Here is a 26,141-nt window from a genome sequence, read left to right as displayed (position 1 = left end):
ATTTTTATTACCATGTTAAATATTACAAAAAGTACTTATACCCATAATAAGCATAAATACTTTTTGCAATAACTAATTTTTTATTTATTTAGAGTAATTAAAAAATCTTCTAATATTCTCAAACAAACATTCTTTCTGTAATCAGCAGTAGACCTTTGATCATCTATAGGAGTTATAAGCTTTGAATATATCTTTTTAGCATAATTTAGTTCATTATTATTTATTGAATTTATTTTAATTATCCAACTTTCAGCAGTCTTATCTTTAATAACTTTAGGGCCACATGCTCCAAATGCAATTCTTATATCTTCTATTTTACCTTTGTCAACCTTTGCTAAGCCCATGAAAGACACTTTAGAAAGTGCAATCGACTTTCTAGTGCCTACCTTTTTATAGCAAAACTTATTAAAATCGCCTATGTCTATTTCTATTTCTCTTAAAATTTCATTTTCCTTAATGTCATTTTTACCTGGACCTAAAATAAACTTTTGTATTGGTACTTTTCTTTCTCCATTAACACTTTCAAGTATTAACTTTGCTTCTAAAGCATATAAAAGAGGCAGGCTATCTCCTGCTGGAGATGCGTTGCATATATTTCCACCTACTGTTGCTATATTCCTTATAGCAGGAGATGCCATATTCAAAAATACTTCCTTAAAATAATCTGGAACTAGGCTACTTTCTGCAATCTCACAGCAAGTGCAAGCTGCTCCAAGTCTTAATGTATTGTGTTCCTTTTCTATTTTCTTTAGTTCTTTTAAATCACTTATGAATACTACAGGATTCGTAAATCCTGGTTCTACTCCCGACCACTTTTTATTCTTTACCATTAGGTCTGTGCCACCTGAGAAGATTATACACTCTTCCTTATCTATAATCTCTAATGCTTCTTTTAAGGTTTTAGGCCTATATACTCCTACCATAGTCCTTCACCTCTTTTCGCTGCTATTTTTACAGCATCTATTATCATATTATATCCTGTGCATCTACATAAATTGCCTGAAATACCTTCCCTTATCTGCTCTTCAGTAGGATTAGGATGTTTTCTAAGCAAAGCCTCTGTAGCCATTATCATACCAGGAGTACAAAAACCACACTGAACAGCTCCAGCTTCCTCATAGCTTTCTTTTAATATGTCATAGGTTTTTGTCTTTTGAAGTCCCTCTATAGTTATAATTTCTTTTCCTTCTAATATACCTATAGGAACCATACATGAATTTACAAGCTTTCCTTCTATGAGTACACTGCAAGCACCACACTCTCCTTCTCCGCAGCCTTCTTTAGGTCCTATTAAACCTAAATCTTCTCTTAATACATCTAGCAGCCTTTTTAATGGATTAACTTTAATTTCAACTTCTTCAAAATTTAACCTTAACTTTATACTATTTTCCACCATGCATCACCTCCATCAAATGCTCTGGTCTTACAGGAAGCTTATTAATTTGTACTTTAGTGGCATTTTCTATTGCTAAAGCATAAGCCGTTCCTGAGCCTACTAATGTAAGTTCTCCTAATCCTTTAGCTCCAAATGGTCCATTTTCATATGGTTCACATATAAGCTCACTTACTATTCTTGGAGCATCCTTAGAAGTTGGAATTATATAATCTGTATTGCTTCTTTGCATAAGCTTTCCATTCTTTCTTTCCATAACCTCCATACCGCCATATCCTAAGCCTTGAAGTATTCCACCTTCAATTTGTCCTTTTACTATTCTCTCATCCATAGGATTTCCAATATCAAAAACAGCCCAAACTCCTTTAATGGTAGGTTCATAGGTTATCGGATCTAATTCTACTTCTACTGCATTTACTCCCCAAGAATAGGAATTATAAGCATCTCCTACAAAATTATCATCATCCCATAAAAATCCTTCTGGATGCTTGTATTGAGTTACTATTTCTACAGTACCTTCTTCATTCCACTTATCTTTCAACTTCTCTGCTGCATCCTCTAATAGTTTTCCTACAATTACTGTAGTTCTTGAAGCTACAGTAGGTCCTGAATTTGGAACCCTATCTGTATCTGGATTATTATATATAATCTTCTCAAGAGGAATTCCTAAAGTATGAGCTACTATTTTTCTTAAAACTGTCTGAGTTCCTTGTCCCATTTCCACATTAGATATAAGAATTTCTACCATTCCATTTGGATATTTAACTAGCTTTACTTTGGCCTTTATAGTGTCTCTCTCACCGCTCCCTGTAAAGCCTCCTCCGTGAAAGAATAAACTAAGACCTATTCCTTTTAATTTTCCTTCTTTTCTTTCTTCCTCAAATTTCTCAAGTTTTTCTGTATAAGATGACATTTCAATTACTCTATCAAGCATTTCTTCAATGCGAACCCTATCTCTAAAGGTTCCTCCCGTTGAAGATTTGTCTCCTGTTTTTATTAGATTCTTTCGCTTTAATTCTAAGGGATCTATACCTAATTCTTTTGCTATATGTTCCATGTGCATCTCTACTGCAAACACTGCCTGAGGTGCACCAAAGCCTCTAAATGCTCCATTTACAACAGTGTTAGTAGCTACTGTTTTGCCCTTAACAAATACATTTTCTACATTATATACTCCTATAGCTGCAAACATAGCTCTTTGTAAGACTACATTTGATAGTCCTGAATAAGCTCCACTGTCTAATTTAATATCTACTTCCGAGCCTAAAATTTTATAGTTTTCATCAATATAGCTTGTTATCTTTATTTTAGAAGGATGTCTTTTAGGAGTTACCTCTAAATCTTCATCTCTGTCTAATATTAACTGAACAGGTTTCTTAGTCTTTACAGCTGCACAAGCTGCTTGCCCTGCTAACAATGAAGGATAGTCTTCCTTTCCTCCAAATCCCCCTCCAGTAACAGCTTGTATAATTTGCACCTTGTCTTCTTCAAATCCTAAGCACTGCTCCACTGCACCCTTTACATAATATGGACACTGCATAGAACCATATATGGTAACCTTGTCATTTTTGTATTCAGCTATTACTCCCTGGGGCTCTAAATAAAGTTGTTCTTGATATCCTGTTTCATACTCTCCTTCTATAACATATTTACTCTTCTTTTTTGCTTCTTCAATATTTCCTTTACTATATTTATAATCTGCAAAGCAGTTATTTTCTCCGTAAATAGGTTCTTTAGACCCATCTAATCCTTCTTCGATTGAAAGTATAGGATCCATTTTTTCATACTTTACTTCTATTTTAGAAATAATATTTAGTATTTCCTTTTTATCTGGACCTACAACTAAAGCTATAGGTTCTCCAATATAATTGACAATTCCATCTGCAAAGAAAGGTTGATCATCTATAATAATCTTTACCAAATTCTTTCCTGGTACATCATTTTTATCTACTATATAATATCCTTTAGGCAGTTCTGGATATTTAACTTCTATAATTCTTGCTCTTGCTTCCGTTGATCTTAAAGTTTTAGCATAAAGCATCCCATCTATGCGATAGTCAGCAATATACTTTGCTTTTCCTGCAATCTTGTCTGGCACATCAATTCTTCTTACAGGTTTACTGATACTACAGTTTTCAAACATTTAGCTGCACCTCCTTAAAACTTAGCTCAGTGCTAAAATCCTTTTATAATCTTCCATGGTGTCAATATCAAGTAATATTCCTTCATTCTCTACAGGAATAAAAATTGGCTTTTTGGTATTTATAAACTCTCTTAAATTAGAATATTTAGAGCTTTGTAATAGCTCTTTTGCTAAATAGGATTTCATAAGTATGGGATGTCCTTTTTTCCCATTGTATGTTGGAATCACTATTTCATTCTCTCTATGCTTCAAAAGTTTTAAGCATACCTTATCATCAATGAGAGGATAATCTCCAGGCATGAAGAAAAATGAATCTCCTTTTATATGAGAAAAACCTTTTTTTACTGAACTAAACATTCCTTCCTGAAAATTTTCATTAAATATGAGCTCTACATTTTTATATCTATTTATAATAGGCTTTAATTTTTCAATTTTATATCCTCCAACTACTATAACTCTTGAAGACACATTTAACATACTTTCAATAGCTCTCTCAATAACCGTCTTTTCTCTTACTTTTAGAGTCATCTTGTAGCTCTTAGCTCTAGAAGAAAAACCTGCTGCTAAAATCACTGCCTCTATTAACATAAATATCCTCCCATCTATATGACACTTTAGCTGGTACAAGCATTTGCTTATACCAGCTTTAAAATTTCTATTTATTTAGTTCTTTTAATCCCTTAAGTACCTTTTCAGGTGTTATAGGTAATTCTCTTATTCTAACGCCAGTAGCATTATAAATTGCATTTGCTATTGCTGCTGGTGGTGTATCTATTCCTATTTCCCCAACGGATTTAGCGCCATAAGGTCCTGAAGGTTCATAGCTTTCAACAAACTCTACATTAAAATTCTTAATATCCTTTCTTGTTGGAATTTTATAATTCATAAGGCTATTGTTCATAAGCTTACCTTTTTTGTTATACTGTGCATCCTCAAACATTGCCATACCAATTCCTTGAAGAAGTCCTCCTTCAACTTGAATACGAGCAAGGTTTGGATTTAAAGTAGTTCCGCAATCAACTACTGCTGTATAGTCTAATAAATCTACCTTACCAGTTTCTAAGTCAACCTCTACCTCAGCAAAACCTCCCATAAATGGTGGAGGAGATACCTTTCCAAAGTAAGATTCACAAGCTACCAATTGTTTTTGATTATTGTTGTAATATAATTCTGTTGATAAGTCCTTTAAGGATATGCTCTTAGTCCCATCCTTAGTTTTTATATTCTCTCCATCAAATAGGACATCATATTTAGTTACACCTAGTCTTATTGCTCCTTGCTCTTCTATCATTTCTTTCATTTTTAAGGCAGTTTTCCTTACAGCATTTCCTGATACATAAGTTGTACTTGATGCATATGCCCCACAGTCAAAAGGCGTTAAATCTGTATCTGATGAATATACAACAATTTTACTTGTTGGAACTCCTAAAGCTTCTGCTGCAATTTGAGCAAGCACAGTATCACTTCCTGTACCTATGTCTGTAGCTCCTACTAATAGGTTAAAGAAGCCTTGGTCATTTAATTTAATTATGGCAGATCCCATATCTATATATGGTATACCTGACCCCTGCATTGCTATAGCGGATCCAATTCCACGAACCTTTCCTTTAGAAACTTCTTTTCTAGGATATTTTTCCCTCCAGCCTGATATTTCCATTGCTCTTTCTAAACACTTATCAAGTTTGCAGCTTTCAATAATCATGTCTACCCCTTCTGTACCTTCTCCCATTATCTTAAATATTGGAGAGGTTTCTCCTTGACCTATCATGTTCTTTTTTCTTAATTCAACTGGGTCCATTCCAAGTTTTGCTGCTAATTCATCTATAGCAGATTCTAAAGCGAAATTTCCTTGTATTGCACCATAACCTCTATAAGCTCCTGCTGGAGTCAAATTTGTATATACTGTCTTTCCTCCAAATCTTACAGCCTCTACTTTATTATATAGAGGAAGTGTCTTTGATCCTGATACCATGAAAACTGTTAGAGCATGTTCTCCATAAGCTCCTGTATTTGATAGTAAATCCATATCTATTGCTTTAATATTTCCTTCCTTATCTGAGCCAATAGCTACGTTAAATCTCATAGCATGTCTGCAGTAAGTTGATTCAAACACTTCATTTCTAGTGTATACAAGTTTTGCTGGCTTTCCTGTTCTAAGAGCTACTAAAGATACTAGGAATTCTCCGTGAAGTGCTTGCTTTCCACCATATCCTCCTCCAATTCTTGGTTTAACTACACGTATTTTTTCTATTGGAAGACCTAAAGCTTCAGCAACTATTCTTCTAACATGGAATGGAGTTTGAGTTGAACTTATTATATTAACTCTTCCATATATATCTACATAAGCTGATGATGTATGAGGTTCCATTGCTACATGAGACTGAGCTTGAGTATAATAAGTGCTTCTAACTACACAGTCGCATTTACTTAAAACCTCATCCACATCTCCAACATGCATATGATATTCAGCAGCAATATTTCTCTTAGGATCAAAGCCTATTGGAAACATTTCATGTGCTTCTGGTTCTGGATGGATAATTGTTTTATTGTCTACTGCTTTCTCAAAGTCTAAAACTGGCTCTAAAACCTCATATTCCACCTTTATAAGTTTTAAAGCTTTTTCTGCTGTTTTCTCATCTATTGCAGCCACAGCAGCAACTTCATCTCCTACATATCTAACATATTCATCTAATATGAACTTATCATGAGGAGATGGTTCTGGATAACCTTGTCCCGCTCTTGTAACTATATTTCTTGGAACATTTTTATATGTTAAAACACATTCTACTCCAGTTAATTTTTCTGCTTCCTCAGTGTTTATATTCTTTATTTTTGCAAAAGCATGAGGGCTTCTTAGCACCTTTACTATTAGAGAGTTTTGAGGTGCAATATCATCAGTATAAGCTGGTTTCCCATTCACCAATCCTATTCCATCTATCTTTGGAATAGACTTATTTACTTCTCTCATCTTTCCACCTCCTGTAAATACTTTTTTATAGCTCTTAATTGTCCCAAATATCCTGTACATCTACATAGATTCCCAGCCAAATAATGTTTAATCTCATCCTCTGTAAGATTCTTCAAATGATTTTTCATAGCTATTATATTTAAAACAAGTCCTGGACTACAGTATCCGCATTGAGTAACCCCTTCATCATTTAAATATTCAGCTATTTTTTCTGCTTCTTCACGAGCCCCTTCTATGGTTGTTATGCTGTGACCTTCTGCTCTTACAGCTAAATATGAGCAAGAAGCTATAGGCTCTCCATCTATTAATATGGTACATGTCCCACAGGAACCCGTATCACAAGCTCTTTTTACACTTAGATAACCATTCTTTCTTAAAACATCAACCAACATATCTCCTGGTTCTACATCTAAAGTTCTGTTACAATTATTTATTTTCACATTAATCTTCACTATATCACCTCCAAAATTCCACGCTTTACTAATACCTTGCAAATTTCTTTTCTATATTCAGCTGATCCCCTTATATTGCTTCCAAACTCTAAACTATCAGCTGCAATTTCTCCAGCCTTAACAGCCTTCTCCTCATTTAATTCAACCACACTTAGGTATTCCGCAGCTTCCTTTGATAGCTTAGCTATGCCCGGCCTTGCTCCTACTACCACTTTAAAATTGTTTTCAACTCTTGATACAGCTGCATTTAAAATAGCAAAATCCGTACTAGTATTTCTTAAACTTTTAAAACTTGCTTTTCTATTATCTTTTAATATTACTATCTTTGTGAGAATGTCCTTTTCCTTATGTTCTCTATTTAAAAACTTTTCTAGGGACATTCTTCCTTCCTTATAAAGTTCAACATAAGTATCTAAAGCTAATAAGGCTGTAATTATATCTGAAAATCCATATCTTCCATATACGCTTCCACCTATAGTAAATATGTTCCTCATTTGCACTCCTAAAATAGGTTTTACAGCCTCGCTTAAAATACCATTAAAATTTTCATTTGTTATTTTATTTATCTCTATTTCTCTTAAAGTAGTCATTGCTCCTATTTCAATAGAATCCTCTTTTTCATTAATAAACTCTAAGCCTAAGTTTGAAATATCAATAGCTCTCTCTATTTCCTTATTTCCTAACTTTAGGTATCCTCCTCCACCAAGAATTACAGCTCTTTCCTTTGAAGTTAGCTTTTCATATGCTTCATCTAAACTTGAAGGTCTTATATATTCCTTAATATTCAATTACCTCGCTCCTTTCATATAAATCTTTATAAGACTCCACTTATAGCATGAACTGGGCATCTTGATTCGCATAAAGAACATCCAAAACATTTTTCTTTATCCACAAGCACCTTATCTTCTAAACTTAAAGCAAAGTAAGGGCATATCTTTGTGCATAAACCACATTTAGTGCATTTTTCATGATCTATAACAGGATTATCTGGAGTAAATTTTATGCTTCCTTTAGAAAGTTCAGTTTTTATTACTTCTTCTACACTGGAGAAATTATATTTTTCTAATACTTGTGGCAAATCTTTTATTATTTTTTCATATAAGTCTTTACCTTTTAGCATAGCAGAAGATAGCATCTGTACAGCATTTGATCCTGCAAGCAAGAATTCAACTACATCCTCAGCTGAAGATATTCCACCTACTCCTATTACAGTAAGGTCTGGTATTGCGCTTTTAATCTTATTTACTATAGCTAGGGCTAATGGCTTTATTACAGGCCCAGATGTCCAAACCTCGCCTTTATCATTTCCTACTAATACTTTTCTATTTTTTATATCAATTTTCATAGTAGGTCCAAGAGAATTTATGGCAACAATTCCGCTAGCTCCATTGTCCCTAACTGTCTTTGCAAAGGCAACTGGATCTGGGATATGTGGGCTTATCTTCATAAATATAGGCTTAGTTGTATGACTTCTTATGGTTTTAACCGTTTCTCCTATTACACTTAAATACTTTCCAACATAATGAGTTGAAATTTCAAAAGCATCTGCATAAGGATCTAAAAGAGGGATAAGCCTTTCCATGTCCTCTTTTGTATATCCTACACTTACAATAAGAGGAACTTTTAATTCTCTTTTAAGCTTAGGCAGAGCCTCATTAAGCCAGTATTCCGGTGGGTACTCAGACCAAAGTTCTGCATTCATAATCATGTCTTTTTCACCATATATACAAGGCCTTGGCACATCTGCCGCTATAGTTGAAATAGTTTTTGTTACCATACATCCAAGTCCAAAACCTTCTAAAATCATCATCTTTTCATAGTCTCCTACTAATGGTCCTGATGCTGGCATTAACGGATTTTTTAGTTTTATACCTGCAATATTAGTGCTTAAATCCATATTAATCACCCCTAATTAAAATTAATCTTTATTTATCCTATTCCAAAGCTTTTCTGCTAACTTCTCAGCCTCTAGGGCTATATTTTTATCGTCTATACTTACCTTATAATTCCTCATAAGGCACTCTCCATTACACCAAGTATCTCTTGGATGGAAATTATCAAATACTCCAAAGAATATATGTCCTAGTATATTATCATCTTCCATTGGTGTTGGCGGAATATAAGGAATCGTTATCATATCAGCCTTATATCCTTTTTCTATTCTTCCAATCTTTATGTTTAAAATATTGCTTATATATTTATACCCATTGTTAATACACTGGTTCATGTCATCTAATCCAAATTTTGTAGGTCCATTTAATCTATTCTTCATGGCAAATACCAAATTTGAAAAATCCCTTGTTATATTAACTCCAAGTCCATCATTTCCTATAATACATGGAATTCCGTAAGACTTTATCATCTCATAATCAGCTAGTCCTACAGCATTGTTCATATTAGAAGTAGGATTCATTGCAATATAACATCCTCTTTTTGAAATAAGCTCTGCTTCCTTCTCATTAATATGAACACAGTGAGCTAAAATAGAATTACTCTTTAATAAATTAAAACCATCTAATCTCTCAACAATGTACTTTCCATAAATTTTTTTGCTGTGAATTTCGTCCTCTTCGCTTTCTGCAACATGAATATGAATTGGTATATTTCCTATATTTCTTGATACCTTATCTAATGTTTCATCACTTAAGCTCATAGAAGCGTGTAGTCCAAATAATCCAGCATATTTTTCGCTTTTTCCTTTTGCAAACTCTAAATTTTCTTCTATGCACTCATCAATATTAAATCTATCACTTGTTTCAAAACAAAATATTCCTCTAAGACCTATATCATCGCAAACACCTTTTTTCAATTCATTTAGAGTACCTTTTATATCAAGACCACTAGCATGATGATCTATAATAGATGTTACTCCATTTTTTACGCAATCAATTCCATAAACAAGTCCGCTATAATACACATCATTTTTATTAAGCTTTCCATCTAGTCTCCACCAAAGCTGACTTAATATATCCTGGAATGTAATAGGGTTAAAAGGCACGTTCATACCTCTAGAGAAAGTAGAGTAGATATGGGTGTGACAATTAATAAGACCTGGCATAACTAAAGTATGACTGCAATCATATATCTCATCTGCTCCTGGGAAGTTTTTCATACTGCCTACTTCTTTAATTTCAGAATCAAATAGAACATATTGGTCTTTCTTGAAATTCTGAAAATCATAAATACAGGCATTAATTAGTGCTTTCAATTCGTTCACCTCCGTTTAAATGAATAAACTAAAACTTGTTTACACCCAATTTTATTTAGCATTATTTATGCCAACTTTTCTATTTTTTAACAACAATAATTATTTATCAAACTAATTAACAAAGCTTAATACTTAAATTTTGTATTATAAAATTCATAGTTACTTATAGCTGGCTACTGGATACAAAAAATAAATTATTATTGAGTTTATTTTTATTACTATTTTGATAAAAATTACCATTTTGATAAGTTAAAATATATTTACACTGGACTAATATTATATTTGTTTAATTCTTACCCTTATTATCATTTTGATAAATATTATATTCCTCCAGTTTTCTATAGAGTGTAGCTATACCTATGCCCAACTTTTTTGCAATGATTTTCTTGCTTTGAGTGGAAACTCCATAAATTTCCAGAGCCTTTAAAATTTCTTTTTTTTCTAATTCTTTTATTGGATGTATGTCTTTATCGCTTTTTTTTATCTTTCTAGTATTATTAAGTATGCTTTCAGGCACAGTATCTAAACTTAATCTTCCATCTGGCCCCAGCATATTTATCATAAATTCTATAGCATTTTCTAATTCTCTAATATTTCCTGGCCATGAATAATGGTGAAAAACTTCCCATACTTCTTCATCTATGATTATTGAGGAATATTCTTTCTTTAGTAACTTAGTGTATTTATCAATGAAATGGTTAACTAGAATTTTTATATCTTGTATTCTTTCTCTTAAAGGAGGTATATTGAAAGGAATTACGTTAAGTCTGTAGTATAAATCTTCTCTGAACTTGTTTTCTTCTATAAGCTTTATTAAATTTTTGTTAGTTGCTGCTATTACTCTAACATCAATGTCTACAGCTTTATTAGATCCTACTTTTATAATTCTTTTATCTTGGAGAACTCTTAGTATTTTTGTTTGGAGATGCATAGGCATGTCTCCTATTTCATCTAAAAATATAGTTCCTTTATTTGCAAGCTCAAATTTTCCAACTCTTCCCCCTGCATTTGCACCTGTAAAAGCTCCTTTTTCGTATCCAAACAATTCGCTTTCTAGTAGTGCATCTGGTATAGCAGCACAGTTAATTGCTATAAATGGTTCATTTTTTCTATTGCCCTCATTATGTATAGCTCTTGCAAACATTTCTTTACCTGTTCCACTCTCACCTAGGATTAAAACAGTAGAAGAAGATAAAGCAATTTTCTTTATCTTCTTTTTTAGAGATTCTATAGCATCACAATTTCCCAATATATCCTTTACATAAATTCTTTCTCTTGCTTCCTTATGATAAACAATATCTGATTTTGCTTTTTTTATTTCTCTAAAAATAAACAGTCTATCAAAATAACTTTCGTTCAAATTCATAGGATAAACATCACCTTGAAAATAAAACACTTGTTTTCCTATCATCACCTTATATTCTTTAGAACCTTTGTTACTGCTGTCTAACTCTTGAAGCTTTACTTCATCTATAAAACTGCTGTCTACGAAGTTTAATAAGTTAACTGCTTTTCTATTTATTTGAACTACCTTATTGTTTTTATTTAGAATTATAATACCTTCATCCATTTTGTCTATTACAAAATTAAGAGATTTCAACAAAGTCTGTTCTCTTGATTTTTCTATATTTTCATAAGCAGTTATGCTTATGAAATCAGATATTTGTTCAAGAAAGCTTTTTGATGTCTCAAAATCATTCATCAAGCGTTCCTTTTGGAATTCATCAGTACAAACAAGGCCAATTACTCCTATTATTTCGCTACCTAACTTTATAGGAGTACACATTTCAAACTTTTCTTCACAAATATCTCGTTTAGGACATGGAAAACACAGCTCATCTTTACCTGGGTTATTTATTATTTGTAATTTTCCTGTTTTTAAAGCAGTTTTATACACATACCCTTCTTTAGACATACTTCTGTTTATTTTATTTTTGTATATTCCAGTGCCTGCAATCCTTATTAAATCGCTATCTGCTATTTCCACCTCTACTTTTAAAACCTTTGATATTATATTTGCATATTTCATAACAGGTCTTTGTATACCTTTTAAGATAGATGACAATAATTATTCACTCCTTTTAAGCTTAATTCTAAGCCTTTCCAAAAACGCAATTAGGATATATACATTCCTTGCACTGCAAGCAAACCCCTCCGTGGCTTAATGATATAATATCTTGTTTTTGTATTTTATCTCCTGCCATTATTCTTGGGAATAATAAATCAAAAGAAGTAATTTTACAATATAATGCTCCTGCTGGTATTCCAATAATAGGTATATCTTTAAAATAAGCAAGCATAAGCATATTTCCCGGTAGAGCAGGTACCCCATAAGACACTACCTTGTCTGAAATATTTTTTATAGCTATTGGAGTCACATCATCCGCATCTACAGACATTCCTCCTGTTGCAAGAACTATATCTGCTCCAAATTCAATTAAATTTCTCATTCCTTCTTCTATCTTTTCTCTATTATCGGGAGCATACTTTATTTCAAGCAATTCTCCTCCATAATATTGAATCTTATCCTTTAAAATAGGAGCAAACTTATCTTTTATTCTTCCTTCGTACACTTCAGTTCCTGTTATAATAACTCCTACTTTTAAAACTTGTAACTCTTTTATACAAACTACCTTACCAATCTTTTGGCATATATCTTCTACTTTCTTTATATTCCCTTCCTCTATAACTAGAGGAATAATTCTAGTAGCACCTATAACTTCATCCTTTTCTACTAATATGTTATTATGCCGTGTAGCAAGACTGACTTTATCTACATTGTTTACAGCATTTAAACTTTTTAAATTTATCTTAATAATGCCTCTATGTTTTGATTTAAGCAAAACTTTTCCTTCTGACGGCTCTGATAAATATATTCCTTCTCCAATGGCTGCTTTTCCAATCCTTTTAGCAGCTTCATCTTCATGAAGTTTTTCATCAGATAATTCTATTATATTTATATGATTTTTACCCATGCTTTTTAAAACTTCTATATCTTCTTCTTTTATGACATGTCCCTTTTTAAAAGCTGCTCCTTTATACTTTCCTGGAATTATCATAGTTAAATCATGTCCTAAAACTGAACCTACCGCTTCTTCAACTTTAACACTTTTCATTTTTATCCCACCTTTTTTTATTTTAATTATATATTTCGAATAATGCTCTAACAAATTCAAAATAAACCATTTATTTACATTTAAGCTTCTTTTTAGGGAACTGATAAAATTATCTCATTTGTTTATCAATTTTATAACGTTGACTTGTTTTACATATTTTGGTAAAATGATATTGATGTAATTGTTTTCAATATTTCTCAATATTGTAATCAATTCATATTATTGCTCCATTTTCTGTTCTATACGTACTTTCAATTTACTCAAATGCTTAGCATGAAATTTTATCCAAGTTTAAGAAAGGAGTGAAATTAATTGTCTTTGCTATTAAAGAATATCTACCAAGCAGTTACTTTTAACGATAAAGATGAAGTACTTAAAGAAGTAGATATATTAGTTAATGGTAGAAAAATTGAATCCATAGGTAAAAACCTAACTGTTGAAGAAGGAACAGAGATAATAGACTGTACAGGACTTTTAGCTTTACCTGGCTTTGTAAATACCCATCATCACCTTTATCAAACTCTTTTTAGAGGAATACAAGAAGTTCAGGAAATGCCTCTCTTTCCTTGGCTTACGGGACTATATGAATTCTGGAAGCATTTAACTCCAGAAGCCGTTTATTATGGAGCCCTAGTAGGTTTCAGTGAATTATTAAGAACCGGTTGTACTACTTCCATGGATCATCATTACGTATTCCCTAAAAATCAGCCTAGTACATTAATAGATGAACAGATAAAGGCAGCCTCCGAGATAGGCATTCGTTTCCATGCAACTCGCGGTTCCATGTCTCGTGGAAAAAGTGAAGGTGGATTACCACCTGATTCAGTAGTACAAAGTTCCGATGAAATACTTGAAGATTCCGAAAGACTTATAGATAAATATCATGACAACAGTAAATTTGCCATGCACAGAATTGCTCTTGCCCCTTGTTCTCCATTTTCAGTAACTAAAGAATTAATGGTTGAATCAAGAGATCTTGCAAGAAAAAAAGGCGTAATGCTTCATACCCATCTTGCTGAAACTAAGGATGAAGAACAATTCTGCTTAGATATGTATGGAAGAAGACCAGTAGAACTTATGGTAGATCTAGGTTGGACAGGCCCAGATGTGTGGTTTGCTCATGTAATTCACCTTAACTTAGAAGAAATGAAAATGTTAAAAGGCTCTGGAGTGGCTCATTGTCCTTCATCCAATATGAAACTTTCCAGCGGAATATGCCCAACTAATGACTTAATAAATGCTGGAGTAAAATTAAGCATTGCTGTAGATGGAAGTGCTTCTAATGATGGTTCTAATATGTGGGAAGAAATAAGACGAGCATACCTCTTAAATCACCTAAAATATGGATATGATGGATTAAATGCTTATGATATTTTAAAATTGGCTACAAGAGGTGGTGCTGAAGTTTTAGGAAGAGATGACATAGGTATACTAAAAGAAGATATGGCCGCAGATATTGTGCTCTTTGATCTTAATGATATTGCCTATGCTGGATGCCATGACCCATTAGTAGGACTAGTCACTTGTGGAAATACAAGTCTTGTAAAAATGACCATAGTAAATGGAAAAGTTGTAGTTAAAGATGGTAATCTACTAACAATAGACAGTGAGAAAGTTAGACTAGAAGCTCATAAAATTGCCAGCGATTTGATAAAACTTCAAAGAAGTTTATCATAGCTATATACCCTCTAACCATAGAAAAAAGAGTACCCCATAATTTACGGGATACTCTTTTTTCTATAAGAATAAATCTATAAACTCTCTCTTATTAAAATCATAGAGTCCTTTTGTTGTAATCCTTACCTCTGGTATTACAGGAAGTGCCATAAAGCCTATAGTTAAAAATACATTTAACTCTTCATCATTTCCGTAACTTTTACAAATTCTATTTAAGCTTTTTATTTTATTTATAACAAAGTCTACTTTCTTAGAAGTCATAAGTCCTCCAAAAGGCAGACTTAATTCATCTAAAATCTCTCCATTAGATACTGCAACAATTCCTCCACCAATAGAAATAACTCTATTTACGGCAACTTGCATATCCTCATCATTATCACCAACTACTATAATATTATGAGAGTCATGAGCTATTGTTTGGGCTATAGAACAATTTCTTAAGCCTAATCCTTCTATAAATCCAATGGAATATCTTCCTGTATGTTTATGTCTCTCAAACACACCTATCTTAAGGGCATCTTTCGAAATTACTGAATCTACATATTCATCTTTAATAGTTACTTCTCTTATGCACTTCTTTGTTTCAATAGAATTTTTAATAACCTTTATAACATTTATTTTATTAGACTTAGCCTTTATCTTAAAAACTTTTTTATCTATATAACTTATGTTCATGGAATTTCCTAAATTTCCATCGAAATCCTCTGCCATCTCTTCTTTATAAATCTTTCCATTTTTAATTACATCTTTAACTTTTACTTCTTTTAAATCTTCCAATATAACTAAATCTGCCTTATATCCTGGTGCAACCGCTCCTCTATTTTTAATTCCATAGCATTGAGCTCCATTTAAAGTTGCTATAATAATTGCCTTAACAGGATCTATTCCACCTTTTATAGCTAGCCTAATGCATTCATCTATTGATCCCGTTTCTACCAAATCTACTATATCCTTGTCATCTGTGCAGAATAAAAATTTGTGGAAGTTATTATTATTTACAGCTGGCAATAAATCTTCTAAATTTTTTGCTGCAGAGCCTTGTCTTAACATAACATACATGCCCTTTTTTACTTTTCTAATAGCTTCTTCTGGAGTTGTACATTCATGATCAGTGGTAATTCCAGCATTTAAATATGCATTTAGCCAGTATTCATCTATATTAGGGCAGTGTCCATCTATATGCTTATCTTTAAATAATTCTATTTTTTTCAACATATCATCTTTTCCATATACAACGGCTGGCACATCCATTACTTCTCCAAGTCCTAATACCTTTTCATTATTTACAAACTTTTTTAGTTTTTTAGAATTTAGTACAGCTCCATTATCTTCAAATTCTACAGCTGGAACACAAGATGGCATCATAAAGAATATATCTATAACACTTTTTTTAGAATCCTTTATCATAAAACTTATTCCATCCTCACCTAGAACATTAGCTATCTCATGAGGATCAGCTATACACGTAGTTACTCCTTTTTTAATTAAAATGCGAGAAAATATCTGTGGAGTAACCTTTGAAGACTCTATGTGAACATGAGTATCTATAAATCCTGGAGCTATATAACAGTTTTTACAGTCTATTTCTTCATTTCCCTCATAATCTCCAATTCCAACTATTGTATCTCCATTTATAGCTATATTTCCATAATCTATGCTGCCATCAAACACATTTATAATAAAAGCATTTTTTAGGACAAGGTCTGCCTTACAATTTCTAAGTGCAGTTTTAAAATTATATTTTAACTTATTCATAATCCTCTCCTTTACTCATAAGATGTTTATTAATCAAAAACTTAGATGGAGTCTTAAACTCCATCTAAGCAAAGCTTTTGTAGGAAGTCATTCTGCTATCTTAAATGAGCAAACTAGCATCATAATGCTACAAGCCTCTTATTTTTTACTTACGTAACAGCTAGTTTTATTATGAATATCAGGGCAAGAATATAAATAGTAGGTGAAATATTATTTGCCTTCTTTGCAAATAAATTGAATATAACATAAGCAATAACTCCAAACATTAATCCAGTTGCTATGCTGTATGTTAATGGCATTAATATTATTGTTAAGAAAGCTGGTATTGCTTCTGCATAATCATAGAAGTCAATTTGTGTTATATTTTGCATCATGAATAATCCTACTATTACAAGTGCTGGTGCAGTTGCACAGCTAGGAATTGCAATAAATATAGGTGCTAAGAACATAGAAAGAATAAATAATATTCCTGTTGTTACAGCTGTAAGACCTGTTCTTCCTCCTTCAGCAACTCCTGCTGAACTTTCAACATAAGTTGTAACTGTAGATACACCCATTAAAGCTCCCATGGTTGTTCCAATAGCATCTACTAATAAAGCTCTATTGGCCCTTAGCACTTTTCCACTTTTATCTATCATATTAACCTTTGAAGCAACTCCTACCAATGTTCCTACTGTGTCAAAGAAATCCACAAATAAGAAAGTTAATAATACAGATATAAATGTAAAAATTCCTTCACCATAAGTAAACACTGAGAAATCTAATTTACCAGCTATAGGTCCTATACCATGGAAAGCAAAAATTTCACTTGGTAAGTATATTTCATATAGTTCAGCCGCTTTTGCTGGTCCAATAATAAGAGCATATATCCAAGATAAAACAGTACATGCTAAAATTCCCCAAAGCATTGCACCTTTTACCTTTTTATAAACTAAAACTCCTATAATTACTATACCGATTACTGCTATAACAGCTCTTGGATCTCTAAAAGTTCCTAAAGTAACTAAAGTAGAATCTTCATTTACAACTATTTTAGCTCCTTCAAGTCCTACAAGTGCAATAAATAATCCAATTCCTCCGCTAACAGCTATTTTTAAAGTTATTGGAATAGAATTGACTACTAATTCTCTAACATTGGTTACTGAAAGAATAATAAATATTATTCCTTCCGCAAATACTGCTGTTAAAGCAATCTGCCAAGGAATTTTCATAGCGCCACATACAGAAAAAGCAAAGAATGCATTAAGTCCCATACCAGAGGCTAAAGCAAAAGGTAGATTAGCATAAATCCCCATTAAGATAGTTGTGATTCCTGCTGAAAGACAAGTAGCTGTAAGTATAGCTTCCTTAGGCATACCTGTTGTTGATAAAAATGATGGATTAACCGCTATAATGTATGCCATAGTTAAGAATGTAGTAAGACCAGCTACCATTTCCGTTTTCACATTTGTATTACTATCCTTTAGCTTGAAAAACTTTTCTAAAAATCCTTCTTTTGTGTTAACGATTTCCGTATTGCCATTCAAAATTACCCCTCCTTTATAATAATGGTATTAAAAATGTTTTTATTATTTTACTAGCAATATAAATGCCAAGTTAAAATTTAAACAAACTTCTTTATGTATAAATACTTTTAATTCACCTTTTTATCTTTCAGTTATCACATTGATAATATGTTAAAACTTTTTAAAGCTTAATATTAAGTATATATACACTATTATATTCTTTATCAAAACAATAAATTTTATCATTTTGATATGCTTAAATAATCTAAAAGAACGTAAATAGACCTAATTTTATAAATCTATTTACGCTCTTAAATAATATGTTTAAAAACTTCTATATATTACTTAATAATTGTTCCTGTTTTTCCTTCTATTCCACACTTTGCTTTTTCAAGTAATGTAATAAGGGCTTTTCTATTGCTTCCTGAGTTTACAAATTCTATAGCAGCTTCAATCTTAGGAAGCATAGAGCCAGGAGCAAAATGTCCTTGCTCTATATACTTTTTTGCTTCATCTATCGTAAGTTCATCCAGCCACATTTCATTTTCTTTTCCAAAGTTAATAGCTACTTTTTCTACAGCAGTAAGTATAACAAGAAAATCCGCATCTATTAACTGTGCAAGTTTTGAACTTGCAAAATCTTTATCAACTACTGCATTTGCTCCTTTTAGATGATTTCCATCTTTTATTACAGGGATTCCTCCTCCACCAACTGCAATCACAAGTTGTCCTGAATTTAATAAAGCTTTTATAGTCTCCTTTTCTACAATATCAACTGGTTTTGGAGATGCAACTACTCTTCTATATCCACGACCAGCATCTTCTTTTAGTATATAGCCTTTTTGAATCATTTCCTCAGCTTCTTTCTTTGAATAGAAAGAACCTATAGGCTTTGTTGGGTTTTTAAAGGCTGGATCATTTTTATCTACAACGACTTGACTTATAATGCTTGAAACCGGGACATTAAGCCCCCTATTTAACATTTCTTCTCTCAATGCATTTTGCAGATCATATCCAATATACCCTTGACTCATTGCCACACATACAGACATAGGTATATTATCCTTAATGACTTCCGACCTGACCGCAGCTTCAAAAGCAAGATTAATCATACCTACCTGTGGGCCATTGCCATGTGCTACTACTACTTCATATCCTTCTTCTATAAGATCCACAATAGCCTTCGAAGTTGTTTTTACAGCCTTCATCTGTTCAGAAAGATTACTGCCCAGTGCATTTCCCCCAAGTGCAATTACTATTCTTTTCTTCATAGCTGTACTCTCCTATAAACTTATTAGCACTTATATTATTCAAACTTTCTTGTTCTATTGCTACTTGCAAGTTGTCTTAGAACCTTTTGAGGATTTTTAATCTTGCTTAAGAATATCATAGCAGCAATTATATATGGTTTATAGCTAGCTTCCTTGTATAGAGGAACTCTATAGCGATCAAATACTGAGGCCTCAACCTCTCCTTTAATGCAGCTAACTCCTGTAATATCTGCAGGTAAACAATGCATATAAAGAGCTTTTCCATTCTTAGTTATCTTCATTAATTCCTCTGTACATTCCCAATCCTTATGCTCAGCATTTTGAGCAAGAAGTTCCTTTTCAAGAGCATTTATGCCTTCAAAATTTCCTTCTCCATAAAGCTGAGTTCTCTTTTCCATAGCTGCAAATGGCGCCCAGCTCTTTGGATATACTATATCTGCATTTTCAAAAGCTTCTGCCATGCTATTAGTCTTTTTAAAGCTTCCGCCTGAAACTTTTGCATTTTTCTTAGCTATTTCTTCAACTTCTGGCATTACTTCATACCCTTCTGGATGAGCAAGTACAACTTCCATTCCAAAACGAGTCATAAGTCCAATAATACCTTGTGGCACTGAAAGTGGTTTTCCATAAGATGGTGAGTAAGCCCAAGTCATAGCTAGCTTTTTACCCTTAAGATTTTCTACTCCACCAAAATGATGAATTATAGAAAGCATATCTGCCATTGTTTGAGTTGGATGGTCAATGTCGCATTGAAGATTAACAAGAGTTGGTCTTTGTTCTAAAACACCAGCCTTATGTCCTTCCTTCACAGCATTTGACACTTCACGCATATAAGCATTACCTTTTCCTATATACATATCATCACGAATTCCAATTACATCAGCCATAAATGAAATCATGTTAGCAGTTTCACGAACAGTTTCCCCATGAGCCATTTGTGATTTTCCTTCATCCAAGTCTTGAACCTCAAGTCCTAAAAGATTACAAGCACTAGCAAAGCTGAAACGAGTACGAGTTGAGTTGTCACGGAATAATGAAATTCCAAGCCCACTATCAAAAATACGAGTAGACTTGTTATTCTCTCTTAAATGACGTAATGCATCTGCTACTGTAAATACAGCTTCAAGTTCATCATCTGTTTTTTCCCATGTAAGAAAAAAGTCATTTTCATACATATTCTTAAAATCAAGAGTATCTAATTTATTTATAAATTTCTCAATATTCAACATATACTACTCCCCCATCAACCTGTTTATTATTTTCTATTACTTTTTTAAATTATTTACATATATTGTTGGAAGTGCTGCATAAACTGCTGCACATTTAACCAAATCTTCTTTCCATGTCTTTTCATTTGGAGCATGTGCCTGTGCTTCAGCTCCAGGTCCAAAACCTATACATGGAATTCCATTACGTCCCATAATAGAAACACCATTAGTTGAAAATGTCCATTTATCAATTAGTGGGCGTGCCTTTCTCATTGTTTCAGTTTCTCTAGCCCCTATACGTGTTGTTCCATAAAGATTTTCATATGTCTCTTTTAATGCTTTTGTTACAGGGTGATCTTCTGGAATTACCCAAGTTGGGAAATAACATTCAATTGGGTATACTAGACCTGTAAAGCTTGGTCTCTTATATTTATACATGCTTACAACTGCTCCATATTTTTTAACAGATGGAAGCTGACGAATTTCTTCTAAGCAACTTTCCCAAGTTTCACCAGCTGTCATACGACGATCTAAAGATATTGAACATGAATCAGCTACTGCACAGCGGCTTGGAGAAGTAAAGAAAATTTCTGATGTAGCAATGGTACCCCGTCCTAAGAAACGAGCTTCCTTCCATTGAGGATTATATTTTTCATCTAGCATCTTTACTAATCCTTTAATTTCTTTATCATCACCAGCATCATTATCATTAAGTGCACGAATGTCTTGAAGTATATCAGCCATTTTATAAATAGCATTATCTCCACGTTCTGGTGCTGAGCCATGACAAGAAGTTCCTTTAACATCAACACGGATTTCCATACGTCCGCGTTGTCCACGACATATACCGCCATCAGTAGGTTCTGTAGAAACTACAAAATCTGGCCTTATCTTATCTTCCTTGATAATATATTCCCAGCAAAGACCATCACAGTCTTCTTCTTGAATTGTTCCTGTTACCAATACAGTGTACTTATCATTTAACAATTCAAGATCTTTCATTATCTTGGCTCCATATACTGCTGATACTATACCACCTAATTGGTCTGAAGCGCCACGGCCACCTATTTCTTCATCATTTTCATATCCTTCATATGGATCAAAGCTCCAGTTACTTATATTTCCAATACCTACAGTATCTATATGTGCATCAAAAGCAACTAATTTTTCCCCATTTCCCATAAATCCAAGAATATTACCCATTGGATCTATATCAACCTTATCAAAATCAAGTGCTCTCATCTCTTCTGCAATTCTATTTATGACCTCTTTTTCTCCACAACTTTCTCCTGGAATTCTAATAAGGTCACGTAAAAATTTTGTCATTTGTGGTAAATAAGCTTCTGAAGCTGCTTTTATCTTATTAAAATCCATTTTTATCCCTCTTTCCTAAAATTATTATGATATATTTTAATATTATGTCTTTCTAATTAATATGATGGGTATTCTCCATCCCATACTATATGACGATATTTATCAGGATCAGTATCTCCTTCTGTACTGAATAGCAATATTTTTGAATTTTCATCAAGTTTTAACTCTCTTCTTAAATCTGAGTATTCTTCTCTTGTAAGAATAGCATTAAGTAATCCAAGGGTTACTGCTCCTGATTCACCAGAAATTACCCTTTCGTCTCCTTTAAGTGGATTCCCTAGTATTCTCATACCGCTAGCAGCTACCCAATCAGGACATGCTGCAAATACACTGCTATAAGATTTCAATACTTCCCAACCTATTACATTTGGTTCTCCACATGCGAGTCCTGCCATTATAGTTGGCATGTCCCCACCAACTACTCTTGGATTTCCATCTCCTGCTACGACTGATTTATAAAAGCAAGCTGCTTCATCTGCTTCTGCAATTAATGTTATTGGTACATTATCTTCAAATACAGATGCAAAAAATCCTTGTACTGCACCAGCAAGAGAACCAACTCCAGCTTGAATAAATATATGTGTAGGTCTTTCTACTCCATATTCCTGTAATTGCTCTAAAGCTTCATATGCCATAGTTCCATAGCCCTGCATTATCCATGTTGGTATTTCCTCATATCCTTCCCATGCAGTATCTTGAACTACAACCCATCCATACTTTTCAGCCTGCTCAGCAGTAAATCTAACAGCATCATCATAATTCATGTCTAAAATGGAAGCAGTTGCCCCTTCTTTTCTGATATTTTCAAGCCTTGTCTGTGATGATCCCTTTGGCATATATACCACAGACTTTTGTTTTAACTGATTTGCAGTCCATGCAACTCCTCTTCCATGATTACCATCCGTTGTAGTTGCAAAAGTAATCTCTCCTAATTCCTTTCTAACTTCCTCAGATGTTAGCTTTTCAAAACTAAGCTCAGAAATGTCTTTTCCCGTTCTTTTAGCAAGATACTTTGACATTGCAAAAGAGCCACCAAGTACCTTAAAAGCGTTAAGTCCAAATCTATAAGACTCATCTTTTATATATATGCCTCCAACTCCAAGCTTTTTTGACAAATTATCTAAACTTACTAAAGGTGTTCTTGAATACTGCGGAAAACTTTCATGAAATTTTTTTACTATTCCTATTTCTTTCTTGCTTAAAAAAGATATGTCCACTTTTTTATCTACCTTTATTGTATTAGCTTTCCATTTTACTTTTTTGATCATTGCTTTAATTCCTTCCTCCTTTCGTAATTCACATATATTACTCAAAGCAACTATTATGCCAAGTTTATATATATTTCAAATTTATTACCTTTTATGTAAATAAAAAATATATGAATAGCAAAAAAGCAGGCATATACGCCTGCTTTTCACTATTCTATAAAAAATATAAGAGAACTAATTAAGTTAAAAACTTCCTTTTTTAACTTAAAATTTTAATAGTAAGATAGTTACATGATTATCATAATGATAATAAATATCATTATGATAATTAAAACATTGGGAAACATTCTATGTATATTTTTTATAATTATCATTTTAATAATAAAAATTCATAAGATTATTTTTACAAGTTAGGTATTGATAAAAGAAAGCAAATGGAAGATAATTTAAAAATATCTATAAAAATTGATTTCACACTAAATTTTTATAATCACCTGAAAACTCAATCCCAGCATAAGAGCATTTACCTTTAAAAATCATACAATCTTTTTTCTTATCATAAAGATTAACAATTAAACTTCCTTGTAAGCTTTCTCTTGCTATAGGCACCATACTATTATCTCTAGGTGCATATAGATTCATAAATGTTCCCTCTTTATTTAACACTTCAACTTTAAGAAAATAATCCTTATTACTGGCTTCTACAAATAGCTTTTTTTCTTCAAAGTTAATTGAAATAGTGCTTCTATTTATAGTGGTAAACTTATAGAACTCACCATTTACATATATTCCTATTAAAAATCCTGTAAAACTAGTGAATAAAAATGGTACATGACCTATAGAACATGAAAGAGATACCTCTCCATTTTCAAAGCAGTTTCCTTGAATCCAAATATAAGAATACGGAAAATTCTTCCCCCAGTTCTTCTCCACATATAGCTTTCCGCCTGTAAAATCTACTATCTTATGATTAATCCTAATGCTTCCAACAATATTGCCATGAAGAGCACACACCTGGCTATAACATTGCATAAAGTTCAAATAGTTATAAAAGCCCATACTACCTGGATTAATAAAACTATCTGGCCATTTTACAATATCTTTAAAATATAAAGTTCCAAAAAAACTATCCTCTTTGCATTTTATATTTAACTTCATCTTGTTAAGAGAAAAAGAATTTTCTCCTATATCTATATGAAATTCTGATTTTCTTGCTCTAAAATCATCTTTTTCAAACTTTATATATTCAAAACTACTCTCTTTTGCTTTAATCACCTGAATAAAACTATGAGAATATTCCCTTTTATCCGATAAAAATATTCCTGGTATGAATGCATATATGAGTTCCTTTTTAGGATGTACAAGCTTAAAATACCACCCTTCGAAAAAATTAGATTTTTTATTTTCTCCATGGTATAAATCAGGATTTCTTATATATCCTAGCATATGCTTATCTCCTTTTTATATTCTCCTCATTAAAAGCATCCCCCCAGTAAATCTTAAAAATTAGTTTTATCTCATTTCAAGATTTTTATACTTTTAAATTTTTTATTCTCCATTTTTATTTAGAATCCTCTACACCAAAAATGTCTGTTTACATATTTATATTTTAAACAGGTGGTTTTACGTATAAACAAAAAACACTAAGAAATTTCTTAGTGTTTTATTCTTACCTGGCAGCGACCTACTCTTCCACACCGTCTCCAGTGCAGTACCATCGGCGCTTTGAAGCTTAACCTTCGTGTTCGGAATGGGAACGGGTGTTACCTTCAAGCTATAACCACCAGATATTATTTTAAAAGAATTTTGTTCTCTCAAAATTGCACAGTGCATTATTTGATCAAGTCCTCGATCTATTAGTATCAGTCAGCTTAATGCATTACTGCACTTACACCTCTGACCTATCAACCTGGTAGTCTTCCAGGGATCTTACTAGTTAAACTATGGGAAATCTAATCTTGAGGTGGGCTTCACGCTTAGATGCTTTCAGCGTTTATCCCTTCCTGACATAGCTACCCAGCTGTGCTCCTGGCGGAACAACTGGTGCACCAGAGGTCAGTCCATCCCGGTCCTCTCGTACTAAGGACAGCTCCTCTCAAATTTCCTACGCCCACGGCGGATAGGGACCGAACTGTCTCACGACGTTCTGAACCCAGCTCGCGTGCCGCTTTAATGGGCGAACAGCCCAACCCTTGGGACCGACTACAGCCCCAGGATGCGACGAGCCGACATCGAGGTGCCAAACCTCCCCGTCGATGTGGACTCTTGGGGGAGATCAGCCTGTTATCCCCGAGGTAGCTTTTATCCGTTGAGCGATGGCCCTTCCATACAGAACCACCGGATCACTAAGCCCGACTTTCGTCCCTGCTCCACCTGTATGTGTCGCAGTCAGGCTCCCTTCTGCCTTTACACTCTACGCGCGATTTCCGACCGCGCTGAGGGAACCTTTGGGCGCCTCCGTTACCTTTTAGGAGGCGACCGCCCCAGTCAAACTGCCCACCTAACAATGTCCTGTGACCAGATTCATGGCCTCCAGTTAGAATTCCAGTACTGTCAGGGTGGTATCCCAAGGACGACTCCATAGAGACTGACGTCCCTACTTCTAAGTCTCCCACCTATCCTGTACAGACAATACCGAAATTCAATGCTAAGCTACAGTAAAGCTCTACGGGGTCTTTCCGTCCAACCGCGGGTAGCAAGCATCTTCACTTGCACTACAATTTCACCGGATTTGCTGCCGAGACAGTGCCCAAATCATTACGCCATTCGTGCGGGTCGGAACTTACCCGACAAGGAATTTCGCTACCTTAGGACCGTTATAGTTACGGCCGCCGTTTACTGGGGCTTAAGTTCATAGCTTCGC

At 33.4% G+C, this 26,141-nt stretch carries 19 protein-coding genes and 2 rRNA genes; 1 reads left to right on the top strand and 20 read right to left on the bottom strand.

The genetic code is table 11. The features are described from left to right. Positions 1–80: 80 nt before the first annotated feature. From CPAL_RS06555 to CPAL_RS06505, 11 genes are all read right to left on the bottom strand, one after another. Positions 81–923, bottom strand: coding sequence for an FAD binding domain-containing protein (locus CPAL_RS06555; protein WP_061858222.1), 843 nt, complete (start codon positions 921–923; stop codon positions 81–83). After that, positions 917–1,396 (bottom strand): (2Fe-2S)-binding protein, encoded by a 480-nt coding sequence (locus CPAL_RS06550; RefSeq protein WP_082787855.1) that lies wholly within the window; start codon positions 1,394–1,396, stop codon positions 917–919. The genes CPAL_RS06555 and CPAL_RS06550 overlap by 7 nt, the downstream gene beginning before the upstream one ends. Beyond that, positions 1,383–3,536, bottom strand: a complete 2,154-nt coding sequence (locus tag CPAL_RS06545; protein WP_061858221.1) for a xanthine dehydrogenase family protein molybdopterin-binding subunit — start codon at positions 3,534–3,536, stop codon at positions 1,383–1,385. The genes CPAL_RS06550 and CPAL_RS06545 overlap by 14 nt, the downstream gene beginning before the upstream one ends. Positions 3,537–3,557: 21 nt before the next feature. Then, on the bottom strand, positions 3,558–4,124 hold the full coding sequence (locus CPAL_RS06540) for a nucleotidyltransferase family protein (RefSeq protein ID WP_061858220.1): 567 nt from the start codon (positions 4,122–4,124) through the stop codon (positions 3,558–3,560). Positions 4,125–4,191: 67 nt separating this feature from the next. Continuing rightward, on the bottom strand, positions 4,192–6,504 hold the full coding sequence (locus CPAL_RS06535) for a xanthine dehydrogenase family protein molybdopterin-binding subunit (protein ID WP_106024289.1): 2,313 nt from the start codon (positions 6,502–6,504) through the stop codon (positions 4,192–4,194). Next, the gene (locus CPAL_RS06530) at positions 6,501–6,956 is read right to left on the bottom strand and encodes a (2Fe-2S)-binding protein (protein ID WP_061858218.1); all 456 of its coding nucleotides are present in this window, start codon (positions 6,954–6,956) and stop codon (positions 6,501–6,503) included. The genes CPAL_RS06535 and CPAL_RS06530 overlap by 4 nt, the downstream gene beginning before the upstream one ends. Next, entirely contained in the window at positions 6,956–7,744 is a 789-nt protein-coding gene (locus CPAL_RS06525; RefSeq protein WP_061858217.1) for an FAD binding domain-containing protein, read from the bottom strand. The genes CPAL_RS06530 and CPAL_RS06525 overlap by 1 nt, the downstream gene beginning before the upstream one ends. 26 nt (positions 7,745–7,770) lie before the next feature. After that, the gene (locus tag CPAL_RS06520; protein WP_061858216.1) at positions 7,771–8,853 is read right to left on the bottom strand and encodes a 4Fe-4S binding protein; all 1,083 of its coding nucleotides are present in this window, start codon (positions 8,851–8,853) and stop codon (positions 7,771–7,773) included. A gap of 21 nt (positions 8,854–8,874) precedes the next feature. After that, complete coding sequence (locus CPAL_RS06515) at positions 8,875–10,173, bottom strand: amidohydrolase family protein (RefSeq protein WP_242862623.1); 1,299 nt, start codon at positions 10,171–10,173, stop codon at positions 8,875–8,877. A gap of 277 nt (positions 10,174–10,450) precedes the next feature. Further along, positions 10,451–12,193, bottom strand: a complete 1,743-nt coding sequence (locus CPAL_RS06510; RefSeq protein WP_061858330.1) for a sigma-54-dependent Fis family transcriptional regulator — start codon at positions 12,191–12,193, stop codon at positions 10,451–10,453. 64 nt (positions 12,194–12,257) lie between these two features. Then, positions 12,258–13,280: a molybdopterin-binding protein gene (locus CPAL_RS06505; protein WP_106024288.1), complete on the bottom strand. Its 1,023-nt coding sequence runs from the start codon at positions 13,278–13,280 to the stop codon at positions 12,258–12,260. Positions 13,281–13,592: 312 nt separating this feature from the next. Between CPAL_RS06505 and CPAL_RS06500 the strand changes: the two genes are divergently transcribed. Further along, positions 13,593–14,957, top strand: coding sequence for an 8-oxoguanine deaminase (locus CPAL_RS06500; protein WP_106024287.1), 1,365 nt, complete (start codon positions 13,593–13,595; stop codon positions 14,955–14,957). A 60-nt stretch (positions 14,958–15,017) separates the two neighbouring features. Here the strand turns inward: CPAL_RS06500 and ade are convergent, their stop codons facing one another. From ade to CPAL_RS06455, 9 genes are all read right to left on the bottom strand, one after another. Next, a complete protein-coding gene (gene ade / locus CPAL_RS06495; protein ID WP_106024286.1) occupies positions 15,018–16,712 on the bottom strand; it encodes an adenine deaminase in 1,695 nt (564 codons plus the stop codon). Positions 16,713–16,861: 149 nt separating this feature from the next. Next, entirely contained in the window at positions 16,862–18,145 is a 1,284-nt protein-coding gene (locus CPAL_RS06490) for an NCS2 family permease (protein WP_106024319.1), read from the bottom strand. Between the two features lie 413 nt (positions 18,146–18,558). Further along, the gene (gene arcC / locus CPAL_RS06485) at positions 18,559–19,488 is read right to left on the bottom strand and encodes a carbamate kinase (protein ID WP_106024285.1); all 930 of its coding nucleotides are present in this window, start codon (positions 19,486–19,488) and stop codon (positions 18,559–18,561) included. A 35-nt stretch (positions 19,489–19,523) separates the two neighbouring features. Further along, the gene (gene ygeW / locus CPAL_RS06480; protein ID WP_061858210.1) at positions 19,524–20,717 is read right to left on the bottom strand and encodes a knotted carbamoyltransferase YgeW; all 1,194 of its coding nucleotides are present in this window, start codon (positions 20,715–20,717) and stop codon (positions 19,524–19,526) included. A 36-nt stretch (positions 20,718–20,753) separates the two neighbouring features. Next, the gene (locus CPAL_RS06475; RefSeq protein WP_061858209.1) at positions 20,754–22,070 is read right to left on the bottom strand and encodes a YgeY family selenium metabolism-linked hydrolase; all 1,317 of its coding nucleotides are present in this window, start codon (positions 22,068–22,070) and stop codon (positions 20,754–20,756) included. A gap of 56 nt (positions 22,071–22,126) precedes the next feature. After that, the gene (gene dpaL, locus CPAL_RS06470) at positions 22,127–23,338 is read right to left on the bottom strand and encodes a diaminopropionate ammonia-lyase (RefSeq protein ID WP_061858208.1); all 1,212 of its coding nucleotides are present in this window, start codon (positions 23,336–23,338) and stop codon (positions 22,127–22,129) included. 411 nt (positions 23,339–23,749) lie between these two features. Next, positions 23,750–24,724 carry a tocopherol cyclase family protein gene (locus CPAL_RS06465; protein ID WP_061858207.1) on the bottom strand — a complete coding sequence of 325 codons (975 nt, stop codon included), beginning with the start codon at positions 24,722–24,724 and terminating at the stop codon, positions 23,750–23,752. Between the two features lie 225 nt (positions 24,725–24,949). Beyond that, a 5S ribosomal RNA gene (gene rrf / locus CPAL_RS06460) occupies positions 24,950–25,066 on the bottom strand. Positions 25,067–25,114: 48 nt separating this feature from the next. Further along, positions 25,115–26,141: ribosomal RNA gene (locus CPAL_RS06455) — 23S ribosomal RNA — on the bottom strand; the annotation flags it as partial.

Origin of the sequence: Clostridium thermopalmarium DSM 5974, assembly GCF_002995795.1 — a bacterium.
Classification (GTDB): Bacteria; Bacillota; Clostridia; order Clostridiales; family Clostridiaceae; genus Clostridium_H; species Clostridium_H thermopalmarium.
The sequence above is the reverse complement of the archived record's forward strand: the minus strand, read 5'-3'. Positions and strand labels throughout refer to the sequence as shown.